The sequence below is a fragment of the Neisseria cinerea genome, from assembly GCF_900475315.1.
Taxonomy (GTDB): domain Bacteria; phylum Pseudomonadota; class Gammaproteobacteria; order Burkholderiales; family Neisseriaceae; genus Neisseria; species Neisseria cinerea.
On sequence record NZ_LS483369.1, the window covers coordinates 585,180 to 604,956 of the forward strand.

The following is a 19,777-nucleotide window of genomic DNA, read 5'->3' on the forward strand; positions in this document are numbered from 1 at the left end:
TGCCGTCCGAACAGGTTTCAGACGGCATTTCTTTTAAAGAAATATGGCGGGATATGCTCAAATAATGCTATTCTAGTACCTTTGAAACCTGCTTGTTTGAAGTGATGAAAAAACCTTTGATTTCAGTTGCGGCAGCATTGCTCGGCGTTGCTTTGGGTACACCTTATTATTTGGGTGTCAAAGCCGAAGAAAGCCTGACGCAGCAGCAAAAAATATTGCAGGAAACGGGCTTCTTGACCGTCGAATCGCATCAATATGACCGCGGCTGGTTTACCTCTACGGAAACGACGGTCATCCGTCTGAAACCCGAATTGCTGCATAATGCGCAGAAATACCTGCCGGATAACCTGAGAACAGTGTTGGAACAGCCGGTTACGCTGGTAAACCATATCACGCACGGTCCTTTTGCCGGCGGATTCGGCACGCAGGCGCACATTGAAACCGAGTTCAAATACGCGCCTGAAACGGAAAAAGTTCTGGAACGCTTTTTTGGAAAACAAGCTCCGGTTTCCCTTGCCAATACCGTTTATTTTAACGGCAGCGGTAAAATGGAAGTCAGTGTTCCCGCCTTCGATTATGAAGAACTGTCGGGCATCAGGCTACACTGGGAAGGTCTGACGGGGGAAACGGTTTATCAAAAAGGTTTCAAAAGCTACCGGAACGGTTATGATGCCCCCTTGTTTAAAATCAAGCTGGCAGACAAAGGCGATGCCGCGTTTGAAAAAGTGCATTTCGATTCGGAAACTTCAGACGGCATCAACCCGCTTGCTTTGGGCAGCAGCAATCTGACTTTGGAAAAATTTTCCTTAGAATGGAAAGAGGGTGTCGATTACAACGTCAAGTTAAACGAACTAGTCAATCTTGTTACCGATTTGCAGATTGGCGCGTTTATCAATCCCAACGGCAGCATTGCACCTTCCAAAATCGAAGTCGGCAAACTGGCTTTTTCAACCAAGACCGGGGAATCAGGCTCATTTATCAACAGTGAAGGACAGTTCCGTTTTGACACGCTGGTTTACGGCGATGAAAAATATGGCCCGCTGGATATCCATATCGCTGCCGAACATCTTGATGCTTCTGCCTTAACCGTATTGAAACGCAAGTTTGCACAAATTTCTGCCAAAAAAATGACTGAAGAACAAATCCGCAATGATTTGATTACTGCAGTCAAAGGCGAGGCTTCCGGATTATTTACCCATGACCCGGTACTAAATATCAAAACTTTCCGTTTCACCCTACCTCAGGGAAGAATTGATGTGGGCGGAAAAATCATGTTTAAAGACATGAAGAAGGAAGATTTGAACCAATTGGGACTGATGTTGAAGAAAACCGAGGCAGACATCAGAATGAGTATTCCTCAAAAAATGTTGGAAGATTTGGCGGTAAGTCAGGCCGGAAATATTTTCAGTGTAAATGCCGAAGATGAGGCGGAAGCCAGAGCAAGCATTGCAGATATTAATGAAACATTGCGCCTGATGGTGGACAGTACGGTTCAAAGTATGGCAAGGGAAAAATATCTTACTTTAGACGGTAATCAGATTGATACGGTCATTTCCCTTAAAAACAACACCCTGAAGTTAAACGGGAAAACGCTGCAAAATGAACCCGATCCTGATTTTGACGAGGGAGATATGGTTTCCGGCCAGCCACATTAATGCCGTTTATGCCAAATGCCGTCTAAAATGTTCAGACGGCATTTTTGTCGGTCTTAAAATAGGATGGATTTTCATGTTTCAAAGACAATTGATTGTCTCTAATCCGATATCAGGATACGCTTCCAGTGTTTAGATATGGAACTCAGACGGGATGGGGGAACGATTGAAAGTTGGTTGAAATCTGTGCTTGGAAAGCATGGAGGAAAAATAAAAGGCTGTATTTTAATATAGTGTTGATAATATAGTGTTGATAGGCATGCTTAGCTTCAAGGTATTCAATAGGATAGGTTTTTGCCTAACCGGAAAATAATCGTCTTTTCCCTTGCAGCCAGTTAAAATTGACAGATGGTTAAAACACAGCCAAATAAAAATGCCGTCTGAAGGGTTCAGACGGCATTTGTTCGGATAAACCTTATCGGCTGCTTAGAGCATCAGGTTTATTTTTTCTTTTGAGGAGGCAGGTCGGTACATACACCCAAGGCTACTTCCGCAGCCATACCGATGGATTCACCCAAAGTAGGGTGCGGATGGATGGTTTTGCCAATGTCGGCTGCATCACAGCCCATTTCGATGGCCAAGCAGACTTCGCCGATCATATCGCCGCCGTTGGGGCCAACGATACCGCCGCCGACAACACGGCCTGTTTCGGCATCAAAAATCAGTTTGGTAAAGCCATTATCGCAGCCGTTGGCAATCGCACGTCCGGAAGCAGCCCATGGGAAGGTGGCTTTGGTGATTTTGCGGCCTGATGCTTTGGCAGACAATTCGGTTTCACCAACCCATGCCACTTCAGGAGAAGTGTAGGCAACACCCGGAATGACGCGCGCGTCGAAGTAGGCTTTGTGGCCGGCACAGTTTTCAGCGGCAACGTGGCCTTCGTGAACGGCTTTGTGTGCCAACATCGGTTGACCGACGATATCGCCGATAGCGTAGATGTGCGGCACGTTGGTGCGCATTTGTTTGTCCACTTCGATGAAGCCACGATCGGTAACGGCAACACCGGCTTTTTCTGCGCTGATGAGTTTGCCGTTAGGCGCACGACCGGCGGCCACGAGTACGGCATCGTAACGTTGTGGCTCTTTAGGCGCATTTGCACCTTCAAAGGTAACGTAAACGCCGTCTTCTTTAGGCTCGACAGCAACAGTTTTGGTGTTGATCATGATGTTGTCAAAACGGTATTCGTTTTGTTTTTGCCATACTTTAACCAAGTCGCGGTCTGCGCCTTGCATCAGGCCGTCCATCATTTCAACCACATCCAAGCGAGAACCCAGAGTGCTGTAAACCGTACCCATTTCAAGACCGATAATACCGCCGCCGATGATCAGCAGTTTGCCCGGTACTTCTTTCAGAGCCAAAGCGCCGCTGGAGTCGAAAATTCGAGGATCTTCAGGGATGAAAGGCAATTTGGTTACGCGGCTGCCTGCTGCAATGATACAGTTTTTAAAGGCAACGATTTTTTTCTCACCGGTAGGAGTCGCTTGTTCGTACACTTCGCTGGTCGTCAGAGAAACTTCCAAGTGGTGCGGATCTAAGAATTGGCCGTCACCTTGGATAATATCTACTTTACGGCCTTTAGCCATGCCTGCCAAACCGCCGGTCAGACGGGAAACCACGCCGTCTTTGTAGGCGCGCAGCATGTCGATATCGAGTTCAGGCTCAGGGTATTTGATACCGTTGGCAGCCAAGTGGCGTACTTCATCGATAACGGCAGCATTGTGCAACAGGGCTTTGGAAGGGATACAGCCGACATTCAAGCAAACGCCGCCCAAAGTTTTGTAACGTTCAACGATGGCAACTTTCAAGCCTTCGTCAGCAGCAGCAAATGCAGCAGAATAACCGCCGGGGCCGCCACCCAATACGACTACGTCGTATTCGGCATCGGCAGAACCGCCGAATTGAGCAGCTTGAGGAGCAGGAGCGGCTGCTTTAGGTGCTTCTTGTGCAGGGGCAGCAGGTGCTTCGGCTTTAGGAGCAGCAGCTGCACCTTCGGCCTCAACGACAACAATCAAGCCACCTTCAGAGATTTTGTCGCCTACTTTAACTTTAACTTCTTTGACTACGCCTGCAACTTCGGCAGGTACGTCCATAGTCGCTTTATCGGTTTCCAAAGTAATCAGGGTATCGTCCACAGCAATGGTATCGCCCACATTTACGTCAACCGCAATAATATCTACATTTTCGTGACCGCCAATGTCGGGCACTTTCAATTCAACTAAGCTCATGTCTAATCTTTCTGAATGATGTTCGGACTTCTTTTTTCAGACGGCCTTTCTATACAGGCCGTCTGAAAATGCTCGGATTACAGGGTAATGCGGCGGAAGTCTTTCAACAGGTTAGCCAGGAATACGGTGAAGCGCATACCGGCGGCACCGTCGATAACACGGTGGTCGAAGGACAGGCTCAACGGGCACATCAGGCGAGGAGCGAATTCTTTGCCGTTCCAAACCGGTTTGATTTGGGATTTGCACACGCCCAAGATAGCAACTTCAGGAGCATTCACGATTGGTGTGAAGCCTGTACCGCCGATACCGCCCAAGCTGGAAATGGTAAAGCATGCGCCTTGCATTTCTTGTGGTTTGAGCTTGCCTTCGCGGGCTTTTTTAGACAATTCGGTCAGCTCTTGGCTGATTTGTTTCAAGCCTTTTTGATCCACGTCTTTAATTACTGGAACAACCAAGCCGTTTGGCGTGTCTGCTGCGAAACCGATGTTAAAGTAGTTTTTCAGCACCAAGTTGTCACCATCCAGAGAAGCGTTGAATTCAGGGAAGGCTTTCAGCGCAGCAACAGAGGCTTTGATAATGAACGCCAATGGGGACAATTTCACGCCTTCGCGTTCCCATTCTTTGTTCAGTTGTTTGCGGAATTCTTCCAATTCGGTCATGTCCGCTTCTTCGTGTACGGTAACGTGAGGAATCACAACCCAGTTGCGAGACAGGTTTTGACCGGAGATTTTCTTAATGCGAGACAGTTCTTTAACTTCGACGCTGCCGAATTTAGAGAAGTCAACTTTAGGCCATGGCAACAAGTCCAGACCGCCGCCCAAAGAGGCAGCGGCAGGTTTGCCTGCACCGCTTTGCATAACGGATTTAACGAAGGCTTTAACGTCTTCGCCCATGATACGGCCTTTCAGACCGGTACCTTTGACTTGACCCAAATCTACGCCCAATTCGCGCGCTAGTTTACGGGCAGAAGGACCTGCATGGGCTTTGGCAAATGCAGCTTCGTCAATTTTGGCAGCAGCAGGAGCAGCCGGTGCAGGCGCAGCGGCTGGTGCGGGAGTAGCAGGAGCCGGAGCAGCGGCAGGAGCAGGTGCGGCAGCTTGAGCGGCAGGAGCAGGAGCAGCTGCGGCAGAGCCGGTAGTTTCTACTTCGATAATGGCAGAACCTTCAGATACTTTGTCACCAACTTTTACAAATACGGCTTTTACCACACCGGCTTCGGTACATGGTACGTCCATGGTGGCTTTGTCGGTTTCCAAAGTAATCAGGGTGTCGTCAACGGCAACAGTGTCACCAACTTTAATTTCAACGGCAATAACGTCTACGTCAGAGTGGCCGCCGATATCAGGTACGACAACTTGTACGGTAGCGCCACCGGCAGGAGCGGCTGTAGGCGCAGCAACTGGAGCAGCAGGAGCTTCTGCTGCAGGGGCCGGAGCGGCATCAGCAGCGGCAGCACCAGTTTCAACGGTCAGAATAACGCCGCCTTCAGAGATTTTATCGCCAACTTTAACTTTAACTTCTTTCACAACACCGGCTGCATCGGCAGGTACGTCCATAGTGGCTTTGTCGGTTTCCAATGTAATCAGGGTGTCGTCAACGGCAATAGTGTCGCCTACTTTGACTTCTACAGCGATGATGTCGACGTTTTCATGACCGCCGATATCAGGGACTTTGATTTCTACGATACTCATTTGAGTTCCTTTAATATTTTCAGTTTGATGCCGTCTGAAAACTGTTGCACACGGCATCGGTACAGTTTGTTCAAACCATTCAAGCATTCGGTTTTCAGACGGCCTGATGTCTGAATGAAGCAAACAGGCCGTCTGAAACATCAATTAGCGTTTCCAGCTAGGAGCTGAATCGGCTTTAATACCATATTTTTCAATGGCTTGTTGAACGGTTTCTTTGCTGACTTTGCCTTGCTCGGCCAATGCGCTCAATGCGGCAACGGCAACGTTGTAGCGGTCAACTTCGAAGAAGCGGCGCAGGTTGGCACGGCTGTCGGAGCGACCGAAACCGTCAGTACCCAAGACGTGGTAGTCGTTAGGGATATAGGCACGGATACGGTCAGCATAGCTGCGGATATAGTCGGTAGCGGCAATAACCGGACCGTCATGACCTTGCAGCTGAGAAGTAACAAACGGTACTTTTGCAGTTTCCAAAGGATTCAGGCGGTTGAAGCGTTCCACTTCGATAGCGTCGCGATGCAACAGGTTGAAAGATGGGCAAGACCAGATGTCTGCTTCTACGCCGAAGTCGGCTTTCAGCAATTCGGCACCGGCAATGACTTCTTGCAGGATGGTACCAGAGCCCATCAACTGTACTTTCTTATCGCCTTTGCCGCCCGCTTTCAGCAGGTACATACCTTTCAGGATGTTTTCTTCTGCGCCTTCAGGCATATCCGGGTGAGCGTAGTTCTCGTTCATCAGGGTGATGTAGTAGAACACGTCTTCGTTATTGGCATACATACGGCGCAGACCGTCTTGAACGATAACGGCTACTTCGTATTGGAAGGTTGGATCGTAAGTTACACAGTTTGGAATCAAATCTGCTTGAATATGGCTGTGGCCGTCTTCGTGTTGCAGACCTTCACCGTTCAGCGTTGTACGGCCGGCAGTACCACCCAACAGGAAGCCGCGTGCGTGCATATCGCCGGCAGCCCATGCCAAGTCGCCGATACGTTGGAAACCGAACATAGAGTAGTAGATATAGAAAGGAATCATCGCAAAGTTACTGTTGGCGTAGCTGGTTGCAGCTGCGATCCAGTCAGCCATTGCGCCCGGCTCGTTAATACCTTCTTGCAAGATTTGACCGTCGACGGATTCTTTGTAGAACATCAGTTGGTCTTTATCTTGAGGGGTATATTGTTGGCCTTTAGGGTTCCAAATACCGTATTGGCGGAACATGCCTTCCATACCGAAAGTACGGCTTTCGTCAGGAACGATAGGTACAACGCGTTTGCCGATTTTTTTGTCTTTCAGCAAAGTGGACAGGATGCGTACGAAAGCCATGGTGGTTGAGAATTCGCGGTCACCGCTGGATTTCAGTTGGGCATCAAATGCTGATAGTTCAGGTACTTCCAGAACTTCTTGGGTCGGGTTGCGTTGAGGCAGGTAGCCACCCAAAGATTCGCGGCGTGCATGCAGGTATTTGTATTCTTCGCTGTCGGGAGCAAAAGTCAGGTAAGGCAGGTCGCCGCTGTCGATTTGTTCGTCAGTTACAGGAATGTCAAAGCGGTCACGGAATTGTTTAAGAGACGCTTTGTCCATTTTTTTGGCTTGGTGGGCAACGTTTTGACCTTCGCCGGATGCGCCCATACCGTAACCTTTAATAGTTTTTGCCAAGATTACAGTAGGTTTGCCGTCCGCGTGGTTCGCAGCGCGGTCGTAAGCGTTGTACACTTTTTGAGGGTCATGGCCGCCGCGGTTCAATGCCCAAATTTCGTCATCGGTCATATCTGCGACCAATGCTTTCAGTTCAGGGGTATTGAAGAAGTGTTCGCGAACGTATGCGCCGTCTTTGGATTTATAAGTTTGGTAGTCACCGTCCAGGCATTCTTCCATACGTTTGCGCAGGATGCCGTCTTTGTCTTTTGCCAAGAGGCGGTCCCAACGGCGACCCCAGATGACTTTCACAACATTCCAACCGGCGCCGGCAAAGTTGCCTTCCAGTTCTTGAATGATTTTGCCGTTACCGCGTACTGGGCCGTCCAGACGTTGCAGGTTACAGTTGATGACGAATACCAGGTTGTCCAAACCTTCGCGTGCTGCCAGGGCAATAGCACCTTGGCTTTCAGGTTCGTCCATTTCGCCGTCGCCACAGAATACCCATACTTTGCGGCCTTTGGTTTTTGCGAGACCACGGGATTCCAAGTATTTCAGGAAACGTGCTTGGTAAATCGCCATAATCGGACCCAGACCCATGGACACGGTCGGGAACTGCCAGAAGTCGGGCAGAAGGTGCGGGTGAGGGTAAGAGGGGAGGCCGTGACCGTCGACTTCCTGACGGAAATTATTCAGTTGGTCTTCGGTCAGGCGACCTTCGACGAACGCACGTGCGTAGATACCCGGCGCAACGTGGCCTTGGAAGAATACCAAATCGCCTTCTTCGCCTTCGCCTTTGGCTTTCCAGAAATGGTTGAAACCCACTTCGTACATGGTTGCTGCGGATTGGAAAGATGCGATGTGTCCACCCAGTTCCAAATCTTTTTTACCGGCGCGCAATACGATGGCGGCAGCGTTCCAGCGCACGAATGCACGGATGCGGTGTTCGATGTTTTGATCGCCCGGAATACCTTTTTCGTTTTCAACAGAAATAGTATTCAAATACGGCGTGGTTGTGCCGTGAGGCATACGAACGCCTTTGTCGCGGCTGTATTTAACCAGATGTTCCAACAGGTATTGTGCGCGTTCGCCTCCTTCGTATTCGAGAACGGAGCTTAACGCATCCAACCATTCTTGGGTTTCGATAGGGTCAACATCATGTAATTGGGTGGACATAGTATCTATCCTTTGTGTTGAGTGTTTAATCGGTAGGGCGGGTGTAGTTTGCCCCTTTATTTTCGTTTGTGAAAGAAAATAAGCAAAAACGAAAATTCTCAAACTAAACCGAAACGTGATAATTTAAGTTTAATGTTTTCAAAAAATTAAAAAAATCTTGGAAACAAGGGAAAACTTGAAAAAACGTTTGGTCTGTTCCACATGAAATCCTATCAGCAATCGGGTCTGCTGGCAAATAACCGTGCTTCCTCGGACGAGTTTTCCCCTATAAAACAGGGGTACTAAATAAGTTTGTTTGATTTCGCAAATATTTTATCTATTTTTGATTTAAATTTTTCGAAAATTGAGTGAAATCGAATCATATCTGCCTAAGGGTAATTTATTTGGGATGGAAATCTATACACAAGCTTTGTGGATAACCGTGTTGATAAGCCAAGGGTAGTGTTAAAAAAGTCTTACACAACAAATGTACGGTTATTGTGATTAAAAATTAGGCATAATTTAATATATTAAAATCAATAAGTTATTATAATTTGATGTTTATTGGCGCATTTTTTGCAGGTTGGGAGTCTGGTTTGGTATTTATCATTGCGAATAGTAAAACCAAAATTTTGGCAGTTGATGCAAAATTTACTTTTTTCGCGTTACAATCCTGCTTTATTTTTTGAATTGCCTGTTTGGAAAAATACTTTTATGAAAGCCAGCCAATTTTTCATTTCCACCCTGAAAGAAGCCCCTGCCGAAGCCGCGCTTGCCAGCCACAAGCTGATGATTCGCGCCGGTCTGATTAAGGCCAACGCGTCCGGCCTTTATACTTGGATGCCGATGGGGCTGCGCGTGTTGCGCAAAGTCGAAAACGTCGTGCGCGAAGAAATGGCGCGCGCAGGCAGCGTGGAGTTGCTGATGCCGGTGGTGCAGCCTGCCGAGCTGTGGCAGGAATCCGGCCGCTGGGAATTTTACGGTAAAGAACTGCTGCGCCTGAAAGACCGCCACGACCGCGATTTCTGCATGGGCCCGACCTGTGAGGAAGTCATCGCCGACATCGTGCGCAAAGAAATCAACAGCTACAAACAGCTGCCGAAAAATTTTTACCACATCCAAACCAAATTCCGCGACGAAGTGCGTCCGCGCTTCGGCGTCATGCGCGCGCGCGAGTTCGTCATGAAAGACGCTTATTCCTTCCATGCCGACTACGCCTCGCTTCAGACGACCTATGATGCCATGTACGACGCTTACTGCCGCATCTTCACCCGTCTGGGCTTGGAATTCCGCCCCGTCGCCGCAGACACCGGCAGCATCGGCGGCACTGGTTCGCACGAGTTTCAAGTGTTAGCGGAAAGCGGCGAAGATGTCATTGCGTACAGCGACACTTCCGATTACGCCGCCAATATCGAGCTGGCTCCAACCTTGCCGCTCAAAGGCGAACGCGCAACCGCTCAGGCAGAGCTGACCAAAGTACACACACCGAACGTCAAAACCATTGATTCATTGGTTGACTTCCTCAGCATTCCGATTAAAAAAACGCTGAAATCCATCGTGGTCGAAGGCGAAAATGAAGGTGAAATCGTTTTATTGCTGTTGCGCGGCGACCATGAGTTCAACGACATCAAAGCCGAAAAACTCGCAGGCGTGAAATCGCCGCTGACCATGGCAGACCCTGCCGCCATCCGAGCGCAGTTCGGTGCAAATGGCGGCTCGCTCGGCCCTGTCGGCTTCACAGGCAAAGTCTATGCCGATTTCGCTACTGAAAAAGGCGCAGACTGGGTTATCGGCGCAAACGAAGACGACTACCACTATACCGGCTTCAACTTCGGCCGCGACGCTGCAGAACCTGAGTTTGTCGATTTGCGCAACGTCGTCGAAGGCGATGAAAGCCCTGACGGACAAGGCCGTCTGAAACTGGCGCGCGGTATTGAAGTCGGCCACGTTTTCCAATTGCGCGACAAATACACCCAAGCCATGAACGTCAGCTTCCTCGACAATAACGGTAAATCCCAAATCATGGAAATGGGCTGCTACGGTATCGGCATCACCCGCGTCGTTGCCGCCGCCATCGAGCAGAACAACGACGAAAAAGGCATTATCTGGACCAAAGCAATGTCGCCGTTTGAAGTCGTTATCGTGCCGATGAACTACAAAAAATCAGACGCCGTGCGCGAAGCCGCCGACAAAATCTACGCCGAACTGCTGGCGGCAGGTGCCGACGTCCTTCTTGACGACCGCGACGAACGCGCAGGCGTGCTGCTGAACGACTCCGAGCTTCTGGGCATCCCGCACCGCATCGTCATCGGCGACCGCGCCTTGAAAGAAGGAAACGTCGAATACGCCGAACGCCGCGATAACGAAGCGCAATTGGTTCCGATTGGAGAAGTTGTTGTGCGTGTAACAGATTCATTAAATGCGTAAGCTTGGTCAAATGCCGTCTGAAAATAATTTCAGACGGCATTTTTATTTAGGGAGAAAGTGAAGTGGCTTCAGTATTTTTAGAAGGAGAAGCAGTCGAGGTCGGCAATATTTTCTGTATCGGCAGGAACTATGCCGCACATATCGAAGAGTTAAAAAACGAAATACCTTCCGAACCTGTGGTGTTTATGAAGCCGTCAGGCAGCATTTTGAACAGCGGCGGTACAATCTTGCTGCCCGAGTTCAGTAGGGATGTACATTTTGAGTGCGAGCTTGTGTTGCTGGTTGGTAAGGATTCAGACGGCATGGGAGAGGGTGAAGATATTTTGGGATGTGTCGCAGGATATGGTGTAGGGTTGGACCTTACGGCAAGGGATATCCAATGCCGTCTGAAGGAAAAAGGGCTGCCTTGGTTGAAGGCAAAGGGATTCAGGCATTCTGCATGTGTTTCGGACTTCGTGGCGGCGAGCAAGGTTTCCTGCCAACCCTTCTTTTTTTCATTGAGGCAAAACGGTATATTGAAACAGAGGGGCAACACGGAAATGATGATTTACCCGCTCAGGATGGTTTTATGCGAGCTGGCTCTGTCCTATGGCTTGAAAAAAGGTGATCTGGTATTTACCGGAACACCTTCAGGTGTAGGGAAAATCAGCGAGGGGGACAGATTGGAACTGGAATTGGACGGGCTTGCGGAAGCTTTTTTTACGGTAGCCCGAAAATAAGGCAGACCTATTCGTCCCGTCCGTTGAAAAATTCTTCCGAACCACCTTCAAAGAAACTTTGCAGGATTGCCTGTGCGGCTACTTGGTCGAGAACGGATTTCCGTTTTTTGCCAAAAACTTGTGCTTCTGAAAGCAGGCTTTCCGCATAGACGGAGGAGAGGCGTTCGTCCATCCAATAGACGGGAAGCCCGAATCTGCCGTGCAGCCTGCGTCCGAACTTGCGGGACAGATACGTCATTTCGTGTTCCGTGCCGTCGGTATGGACAGGCAGACCGACGACAAAATAACGCGGCTGCCACTCTTGAACCAGTTTGGCGATTGCCGCGAACTTTTCATCGTTGCTGCTGCCGGTAACGGTACTCAAAGGATGGGATAGCCCTAATTCCGCGTCTCCTTGTGCCACGCCGATACGCGCTTCCCCAAAGTCGAATGCCAGCGCTGTACCTTTGGGTGCTTTATGCATGGCCGACTCCGGAAATCAAGGCGATCGGATCGATACCGAGTTTGGCAAATGCGGCAGCATAGCGCTGTTCGTAAGGAATGTCGAACAGGATATGTTCGTCGGCAGGAACGGTAAGCCATGCATTGTCAGCAAGCTCGCGTTCGAGCTGGCCTTTTCCCCAGCTTGAATAGCCGATACTGACTAATATTTTGTCAACCGCGCCTTCACGTGAAATATTTTCAATCACATCTCGGGAAGAGGTCAGTGCGATATTGTCCGAAACGCCGATACTGCTTTGCCAGCTGCCGATAGGGGTATGCACGACATAACCTCGCTCGACTTGCACCGGGCCGCCCATCATAACGCTGTCGTGCTGCATTCGGAAAGGGATGTTTTTGCCGGTGGCAGAGAAAATCAGATCCATGGTAATCGGGGAAGGTTTGTTGATGGCGATGCCGATGGCGCCGTCGTTATCATGTTTGCAGATATAGACGACCGATTGCGCAAAAAAAGCATCTTCCATATCGGGCATGGCAACAAGAAAGTGGTTGGACAGATTCATATCAGCGTTTGTCGGGATTTTCTATCGGGTTGGAAATCATGCAGGCCCCGGAAATTATTTTGCCGGAAGTGTCCGCTTGAGGCATATCGGTTTGCAGGTTGCTGCCGAAACAGGAAACCACACTTAAGGAATTTTTCGGAGAACCTTGGACGATTTTATCGCTGTAAACCAAATAAGCGAAAGTTTTACGTTTCGGATCGTAATAACGGATAATTTGCTGGCTTTTAAAAGCAAAGCTGGCGCTGCGTTTGAACACCTCTTTCGGTTTGCGTACGGCGGTTTCGTCAAAAGAAACCGAAGGCGCAGTCTGGGTACATGAAACAGAAGCATCGGATGCGTCTTCTTCCAAATTGACCGTTTCCTTCAAGCCGCCTTTTTTTGCATATGAAATATAACAGGTAATGCCCTGGACGTCGGGATCGTCAAATCCTTCCACCTCGATACGGTCGTTTTTTCCCAGCATATTGAAAACGGTGCTTGCCCGTCCGATTTTATCGGTTTCATTACCGCCGCAGGCTGCCAATAAAAAAACGGCCGGCAAAAGGAGGAGTTTGTTCATGATGTTTGCAGAATGATTAAAATTACACTTAGGCAATATAAGGCTGTTTGCGCCGATTGCAAGTATCCTTGCAAAGAAGGTGCAATATTGGGCAAACGGCATTTTCAGACGGCATAACTGACAGTATAATCCGAGCGTCCGGCTGCTTTCGTGCAGCCTTCAGCGTTATCCAACTTTTCCTGAAAGTCGAACCATGCAATACAAACCTCTTCTGCTTGCCCTGATGCTTGTTTTTTCCGCCCCCGTCATTGCTGCCGGCAATGCGGCGAATAGCCGTTCTGCCGAAGTAAAAAAACAGGAGAAAAATAAAAAGGAACACGCCAAGGCTGAGGAAGGCAAGAAAGAGAAAGGAAAAAACGCCGTAAAAGATAAAAAATCAGACGGCAAAGAAGCGGTAAGGGACGGAAAGGAATCCAAGAAACCGCTTAAAAACAGTAAAGGCGCAGAAAAAGAAGCGGATGCATCCAAGCATTCGCAACGCGAAGGTCGGAATCGGGTCAAAGAACCGGAGGAGGAAAGTAAAAAAACACATGTCAAATCGGTTGCCGAATCCAAAGAAAAAAGCATAAAAGTACAAACCGAAAGCAAACAGGTCAAGAAAGAGGGCAAGGATGAGGGTGGCCGTCTGCATAAAGGTGGCAAAAAACCGGTAAAAGACGATAAGGCGGCTGACAAGGATACTGACAATACGGTCCGGACAAATAAAAAAAACCATACCGTTAAAGAAGGCAAGGCCGTACGGCAAGATAAAAAGCCCGTGCAAGAGAAAAACGGCAAATCCGATAAGCAAAAAGCGGAAAACGCCGATTCGGACGAACTGAAGGCCGCCGTCGCAACCGCAACTAATGACGTTGAAAACAAAAAAGCTTTGCTTAAACAGAGCGAAGGGCTTCTGATTCATGTCAGCACCTCGCTCAAGCAGCTTCAGGAAGAGCGCATCCGCCAAGAACGCATCCGTCAGGCCCGGGGCAGCCTTGCTTCCGTCAACCGCAAGCAGCGTGAGGCATGGGACGATTTTCAAAAATTAAATGCCGACCTGAACCGTTTGAAAACGGAAGTTGCCGGCACGAAGGCGCAGATTTCCCGTTTCGTGTCGGGCAATTATAAGAACAGCCAACCCAATGCGGTCGCCCTGTTCCTGAAAAACGCCGAACCGGGTCAGAAAAACCGCTTTTTGCGTTATACGCGTTATGTAAACGCTTCCAATCAGGAAGTCGTCAAAGATTTGGAAAAACAGCAGAAGGCTTTGGCGGTACAAGAGCAGAAAATCAACAATGAGCTTGCCCGTTTGAAGAAAATTCAGGCAAACGTCCAATCACTCCTGAAAAAACAGGGTGTAACCGATGCTGCGGAACAGACTGAGAGCCGCAGGCAAAACGCCAAAATCGCCAAAGATGCCCAAAAAATGGTGGAGCAGAAAGAAAACGAGCAGCAGCTGAATAATCTTTTGAGCAATTTGGAAAAGAAAAAAGCTGCTAACCGTATCCAAGACGCCGAAGCAAAAAGAAAATTGGCTGAAGCCAGGTTGGCGGCAGCCGAAAAGGCCAGAAAAGAAAAAGAAGCGGTACAGCAGAAGGCTGAAGCGCGGCGTGCAGCAATGTCTAACCTGACTGCCGAAGATAAGAACATCCAAGCACCTGCAGTCATGGGTATCGGCAGTGCCAACGGTTTCGGCCGTATGCAGGGGCGATTGAAAAAACCGGTTGCCGGTGTGCCGACAGGGCTGTTCGGGAAAAACCGCAACGGTGGCGATGTTTGGAAAGGCGTATTTTATTCTACTGCTCCGGCACCTGTTGAAAGTATCGCGGCCGGAACGGTGAGTTATGCGGATGAATTGGACGGCTACGGTAAAGTGGTTGTGGTCGACCACGGCGAGAACTATATCAGCATCTATTCCGGCTTGAGTGAAATTTCAGTCGGCAAAGGATATTCCGTTGCGTCCGGAAGCAAAATCGGGACGAGCGGATCGTTGCCGGACGGAGAAGAGGGACTTTACCTGCAAATACGTTATGAAGGGCAGGTATTGAACCCTTCGAGCTGGATACGTTGATTGAGACAATATGAAACGGCGGGTTTTGTGCGAACTGTCCGGTGCAACGCATTACGTTCCGCAAATCCTGCCGTTTTTAATAGTTGCGTTTCCGTTTTTAGGAAATCAAGAGAGAAAGTTAAAGAAGAATGTCGAAACCTGTTTTTAAGAAAATCGCACTTTATACCCTAGGCGCAATCAGCGGCGTAGCCGCCAGTTTGGCCGTGCAGGGTTTTGCCGCCGAGAAGGACAAGCGGGATAACGAAGTCTTGCCGGTACAATCCATCCGCACAATGGCGGAGGTTTACGGTCAGATTAAGGCAAACTACTATCAGGATAAACCCGATGCCGATCTTTTCGAAGGTGCGATGAAGGGTATGGTTGCCGATTTGGATCCGCATTCCGAATATATGGATAAAAAAGGTTATGCGGAAATGAAGGAGTCTACCAGCGGGGAGTTTGGCGGCCTAGGCATGGAAATCGGTCAAGAAGACGGATTTGTCAAAGTTATCGCACCGATTGAGGACACGCCTGCGGAACGGGCAGGGGTGAAAAGCGGCGACTTCATTGTCAAAATCGATAATGTTTCGACGCGAGGGATGACAGTCAGCGAAGCGGTTAAAAAAATGAGGGGCAAGCCGGGTACGAAGATTACTTTGACACTGTCGCGTAAAAATGCCGACAAACCGGTCATTGTCAACCTGACGCGTGCCATCATTAAAGTGAAAAGCGTCCGCCATCATTTGCTTGAACCGGATTACGGCTATATCCGCGTCTCCCAGTTCCAAGAGCGGACGGTTGGAGGCGTGAACTCGGCAGCCAAAGAGCTGGTCAAGGAAAATAAAGGAAAACCGCTCAAAGGGCTGGTGTTGGATTTGCGGGACGACCCGGGAGGTCTTTTGAACGGCGCGGTCGGTGTATCGGCGGCATTCCTGCCGTCCGAGGCGGTCGTCGTCAGTACGAAGGGGCGGGACGGTAAGGAAGGTATGGTGCTCAAGGCGGCACCGGAAGATTATATTTTAAGCATGGGTACCGACCCACTGGCGGGTATTCCTGCCGAGTTGAAAACGATTCCGATGACGGTATTGGTCAATTCCGGTTCGGCTTCCGCGTCGGAGATTGTCGCAGGTGCATTGCAGGATCATAAACGCGCGGTTATCGTCGGTACGCAGAGCTTCGGCAAAGGTTCGGTTCAGACTTTGATTCCCTTGTCCAACGGCAGCGCGGTTAAGCTGACAACGGCGCTGTATTATACGCCGAACGACCGTTCTATTCAGGCGCAGGGGATTGTTCCCGATGTTGAAGTAAAAGATAAGGAACGTGCTTTTGAAAGTCGCGAAGCGGATTTGGTCGGACACATCGGCAATCCTTTGGGCGGCGAGGATGTCAATAGTGAAACCCTTGCCGTGCCGGTTGAAGAAAATGCGGATAAACCCGCTACAAAAGAAAAAGGCAAAAAGAAAAAGGATGAGGATTTGTCTTCAAGGCGGATTCCCAACCCTGCCAAAGACGAGCAGTTGCGTAAGGCTTTGGATTTGGTTAAGTCGCCCGAACAGTGGCAGAAGTCTTTGGGACTGGCGGCGAAAAAGCCGGTTTCAAATAAAGATAAGAAAGATAAGAAGTAGGTTTTGACGATGCCGTCTGAAAGGATTTCAGACGGCATATTATGTTGGAAAATACGGATTATGACCGGTTTTTTACCGGAATATAAACCGTGCGGCATTTACTTGGGTAGCGATTGGGTTTCAGACGGCATACATTCAGGATTTCACCGCCTTATGCTGTCTGAAACGTAGGCGCGTATCCTTTCACCTACTTCTCACGTCCTAGACATCACAGGCAAGATTATGGAAGTCATCCAATACCCCGATTCCCCCTTCAAACTCCACCAACCCTTCCCACCCGCAGGCGACCAGCCTACCGCCATTGCCGGCCTGCTCGAAGGGCTTTCAGACGGCCTTGCCTATCAAACCCTGCTCGGCGTAACCGGTTCGGGCAAAACCTACACCATGGCGAACGTCATTGCTCAAAGCGGCCGACCCGCCATCATCATGGCGCACAACAAAACCCTTGCCGCCCAGCTTTATGCCGAAATGCGCGAGTTTTTCCCCGAAAACGCGGTGGAATATTTCGTCTCCTACTACGACTATTACCAGCCCGAAGCCTATGTGCCCAACCGCGACCTGTTCATCGAAAAAGACAGCGCGATCAACGAACACATCGAGCAAATGCGCCTTTCCGCCACCAAAAACCTGATGACGCGTAACGACGTGATTATCGTCGCCACCGTGTCCGCCATTTACGGTATCGGCGACCCGACCGAATATCAACAAATGGTATTGTCCGTCAAAGAAGGCGACACCATTGAGCAGCGCGACATCATCGCCACGCTCGTTTCCATGCAGTACGAACGCGGCGATTTGGACTTCAAACGCGGCAGCTTCCGCGTGCGCGGCGACGTGATTGACGTGTACCCCGCCGAAAGCTCCGAAAACGCCTTGCGCATCAGCCTATTTGACGACGAAATCGACCGCCTCGATATGTTCGACCCACTTTCAGGCAGCCTGCACCAGCGCGTCGGCCGCTATACCGTCTTCCCGTCCAGCCACTACGTTACCCCGCGCGACACCGTATTGCGCGCCTGCGAGTCCATCAAAGAAGAATTGCGCGAACGCATCGAATTTTTCGCCCATGAACAACGCCCCGTCGAGCAACAACGCATCGAACAGCGCACCCGCTTCGACCTCGAAATGCTCTACGAAATGGGTTTCTGCAAAGGCATCGAAAACTACTCCCGCCACTTCTCCGGCAAAAAAGAAGGCGAACCGCCGCCCACACTGATGGACTACCTGCCCGACAACGCCATCATGTTCATCGACGAAAGCCACGTTACCGTTACCCAAATCGGCGGCATGTACAAAGGCGACGCATCGCGCAAGCAAAATCTCGTCGACTACGGCTTCCGCCTGCCTTCCGCTCGCGACAACCGACCGCTCAAATTCCACGAATTTGAAAAAGTCATGCCGCAAACCGTCTTCGTTTCCGCCACCCCCGCCAAATACGAAGAAGAACACGCCGGACAAGTCGTAGAACAAGTCGTCCGCCCCACAGGGCTGGTTGATCCCCAAATCATCATCCGCCCCGTCGCCACCCAAGTTGATGACTTAATGAGCGAAATCAACGACCGCATCCAAAAAGGCGAACGCGTACTCGTTACCACCCTCACCAAACGCATGGCGGAGCAACTCACCGACTATTACAACGAACTCGGCATCAAAGTGCGCTACCTGCACAGCGACATCGACACCGTAGAGCGCGTTGAAATCATCAGAGATTTGCGGCTCGGCCTGTTTGACGTACTCGTCGGCATCAACCTTTTGCGCGAAGGCCTCGACATCCCCGAAGTCTCACTCGTCGCTATCCTCGACGCCGACAAAGAAGGCTTCCTGCGTTCCCACCGCAGCCTGATTCAAACCATAGGCCGCGCCGCGCGCAATGTGAACGGCGTCGCCATCCTGTACGCCGACAAAATCACCGACTCCATGAAAGCCGCCATCGACGAAACCGAACGCCGCCGCGAAAAACAGATTAAATTCAACGAAGAACACGGCATCGTGCCGCAACAGATTAAAAAACAGGTCAAAGACATCATCGACGGCGTGTACCACGAAGAAGACAGCGGTAAAGGCCGTAGACAAGGCAAAAACAAGGTTAAAGTCGGCGAGATTCACAACGAAGAAGACGCGATTAAAGAAATCGCCAAACTGGAAAAAGCCATGCAGCAGGCGGCTAGGGATTTGCAGTTTGAAGAAGCGGCTGTTTTGAGGGATAGGATTCGGGGGATTAAGGAAGGGTTGTTGTTTGGGGCAGAGTGAAAAAAGCCGTCTGAAAACTCAGACGGCTTACTGTTATTTAACCATTCTTAATTTACGTGGCTTTTCTTTTTGTATTTCGTTAGCCCTGTTGAAGGCATTCTCTGCTGCTTCGCGAGCAACAGCCTGCAAAATTTCCTCCATGCCACCACTCTGGCTAATCCGGACATTGCGAGCTGCTCCACCAGAGATTAATTTTCCTCTAAATTTTAGAGGCTTACACCAATTATCTTTCATTTTTACCTTTCATATAATTGAAATCTTTTGAAACTTGACTTTGAGAAATACCAAGATACGAAGCAACTTCAGATTGAGTTAGTCCATCATCGTTAATTAATCGCTGAACCAAATTTCTGCGTTCATCTATTGATATTGAATTCTGATTAAAGCTACTCCATTGTTTTAATCCTTCTGCGTGCATCTTTTGGGTTAAAACCACCCCTGTCTCATTATCTTTAATTATTGCGATTGCTGTCTTACCTTTGATAGTCAGTTTTATATCGGTACTATCTCCAGCTTGAACAACTGTGGATAAGATTTGTGCCATGGTCTCAGTTGGTACTATATTTGCCATTTAGATTCCTTGTTTGAAAGAATATAATTGAATTCTATTCTTTTAATTCTTTTCTGTGAACTATTTTAGCAAGCCGTAGCAACTGTATTTTTGCCCGACGGGGTGAAAAATACAGTTGCTACGGAAAACTGCGCGGGATTTGCAGTTTGAAGAGGCGGCTGTGTTGCGGGATAGGATTCGGGGGATTAAGGAAGGGTTGTTGTTTGGAGCGGAGTAGTTTTGCAAAATTTAGGAGATC

Annotated in this window: 15 protein-coding genes and 1 pseudogene; 8 read left to right on the forward strand and 8 right to left on the reverse strand. The window is 49.4% G+C overall.

The features are described from left to right. Positions 1-104: 104 nt before the first annotated feature. The gene (locus DQM57_RS03180) at positions 105-1,655 is read left to right on the forward strand and encodes a YdgA family protein (RefSeq protein WP_111726824.1); all 1,551 of its coding nucleotides are present in this window, start codon (positions 105-107) and stop codon (positions 1,653-1,655) included. A 437-nt stretch (positions 1,656-2,092) separates the two neighbouring features. On the opposite strand, the gene lpdA is transcribed toward DQM57_RS03180, so the two are convergent. From lpdA to aceE, 3 genes are all read right to left on the reverse strand, one after another. Continuing rightward, entirely contained in the window at positions 2,093-3,877 is a 1,785-nt protein-coding gene (gene lpdA / locus DQM57_RS03185; RefSeq protein WP_111726826.1) for a dihydrolipoyl dehydrogenase, read from the reverse strand. Between the two features lie 77 nt (positions 3,878-3,954). Continuing rightward, positions 3,955-5,568 (reverse strand): dihydrolipoyllysine-residue acetyltransferase, encoded by a 1,614-nt coding sequence (gene aceF, locus DQM57_RS03190; protein ID WP_111726828.1) that lies wholly within the window; start codon positions 5,566-5,568, stop codon positions 3,955-3,957. A gap of 144 nt (positions 5,569-5,712) precedes the next feature. Further along, positions 5,713-8,376 (reverse strand): pyruvate dehydrogenase (acetyl-transferring), homodimeric type, encoded by a 2,664-nt coding sequence (gene aceE, locus DQM57_RS03195; RefSeq protein WP_111726830.1) that lies wholly within the window; start codon positions 8,374-8,376, stop codon positions 5,713-5,715. Between the two features lie 693 nt (positions 8,377-9,069). On the opposite strand from aceE, the gene DQM57_RS03200 reads away from it, so the two are divergent. Next, entirely contained in the window at positions 9,070-10,782 is a 1,713-nt protein-coding gene (locus DQM57_RS03200) for a proline--tRNA ligase (protein ID WP_111727626.1), read from the forward strand. A 62-nt stretch (positions 10,783-10,844) separates the two neighbouring features. After that, positions 10,845-11,501, forward strand: a complete 657-nt coding sequence (locus DQM57_RS03205; protein WP_111726832.1) for a fumarylacetoacetate hydrolase family protein — start codon at positions 10,845-10,847, stop codon at positions 11,499-11,501. Between the two features lie 7 nt (positions 11,502-11,508). Here DQM57_RS03205 and ruvX read toward each other — a convergent pair whose 3' ends face one another. The 3 genes from ruvX to DQM57_RS03220 are packed head-to-tail and all read right to left on the reverse strand — an operon-like array spanning position 11,509 to position 13,064. After that, positions 11,509-11,964: a Holliday junction resolvase RuvX gene (ruvX, locus tag DQM57_RS03210; protein ID WP_108043895.1), complete on the reverse strand. Its 456-nt coding sequence runs from the start codon at positions 11,962-11,964 to the stop codon at positions 11,509-11,511. Then, positions 11,957-12,505, reverse strand: coding sequence for a YqgE/AlgH family protein (locus tag DQM57_RS03215; RefSeq protein WP_108043894.1), 549 nt, complete (start codon positions 12,503-12,505; stop codon positions 11,957-11,959). The genes ruvX and DQM57_RS03215 overlap by 8 nt, the downstream gene beginning before the upstream one ends. 1 nt (position 12,506) lies before the next feature. Further along, positions 12,507-13,064 carry a CreA family protein gene (locus DQM57_RS03220; RefSeq protein ID WP_108043893.1) on the reverse strand — a complete coding sequence of 186 codons (558 nt, stop codon included), beginning with the start codon at positions 13,062-13,064 and terminating at the stop codon, positions 12,507-12,509. 193 nt (positions 13,065-13,257) lie between these two features. Between DQM57_RS03220 and DQM57_RS03225 the strand changes: the two genes are divergently transcribed. The 4 genes from DQM57_RS03225 (at position 13,258) to uvrB (ending at position 18,968) form a co-directional block, all read left to right on the forward strand. Then, a complete protein-coding gene (locus DQM57_RS03225; RefSeq protein ID WP_107859066.1) occupies positions 13,258-15,114 on the forward strand; it encodes a murein hydrolase activator EnvC family protein in 1,857 nt (618 codons plus the stop codon). A 128-nt stretch (positions 15,115-15,242) separates the two neighbouring features. Beyond that, positions 15,243-16,718, forward strand: a complete 1,476-nt coding sequence (locus DQM57_RS03230; protein ID WP_111726834.1) for a S41 family peptidase — start codon at positions 15,243-15,245, stop codon at positions 16,716-16,718. A gap of 9 nt (positions 16,719-16,727) precedes the next feature. Next, a complete protein-coding gene (locus DQM57_RS09615; RefSeq protein ID WP_159068905.1) occupies positions 16,728-16,889 on the forward strand; it encodes a hypothetical protein in 162 nt (53 codons plus the stop codon). Between the two features lie 51 nt (positions 16,890-16,940). Then, positions 16,941-18,968, forward strand: coding sequence for an excinuclease ABC subunit UvrB (gene uvrB, locus DQM57_RS03235; RefSeq protein WP_108043890.1), 2,028 nt, complete (start codon positions 16,941-16,943; stop codon positions 18,966-18,968). 33 nt (positions 18,969-19,001) lie between these two features. On the opposite strand, the gene DQM57_RS03240 is transcribed toward uvrB, so the two are convergent. Together DQM57_RS03240 and DQM57_RS03245 are read right to left on the reverse strand one after the other, a co-directional pair. Continuing rightward, on the reverse strand, positions 19,002-19,202 hold the full coding sequence (locus DQM57_RS03240) for a hypothetical protein (RefSeq protein WP_108043889.1): 201 nt from the start codon (positions 19,200-19,202) through the stop codon (positions 19,002-19,004). Further along, positions 19,192-19,539, reverse strand: coding sequence for a sigma-70 family RNA polymerase sigma factor (locus tag DQM57_RS03245; protein ID WP_108043888.1), 348 nt, complete (start codon positions 19,537-19,539; stop codon positions 19,192-19,194). The genes DQM57_RS03240 and DQM57_RS03245 overlap by 11 nt, the downstream gene beginning before the upstream one ends. A 118-nt stretch (positions 19,540-19,657) precedes the next feature. Between DQM57_RS03245 and DQM57_RS10060 the strand changes: the two are divergent. Next, positions 19,658-19,756, forward strand: a pseudogene (locus tag DQM57_RS10060) (UvrB/UvrC motif-containing protein); the annotation flags it as partial. Between the last annotated feature and the right edge of the window lie 21 nt (positions 19,757-19,777).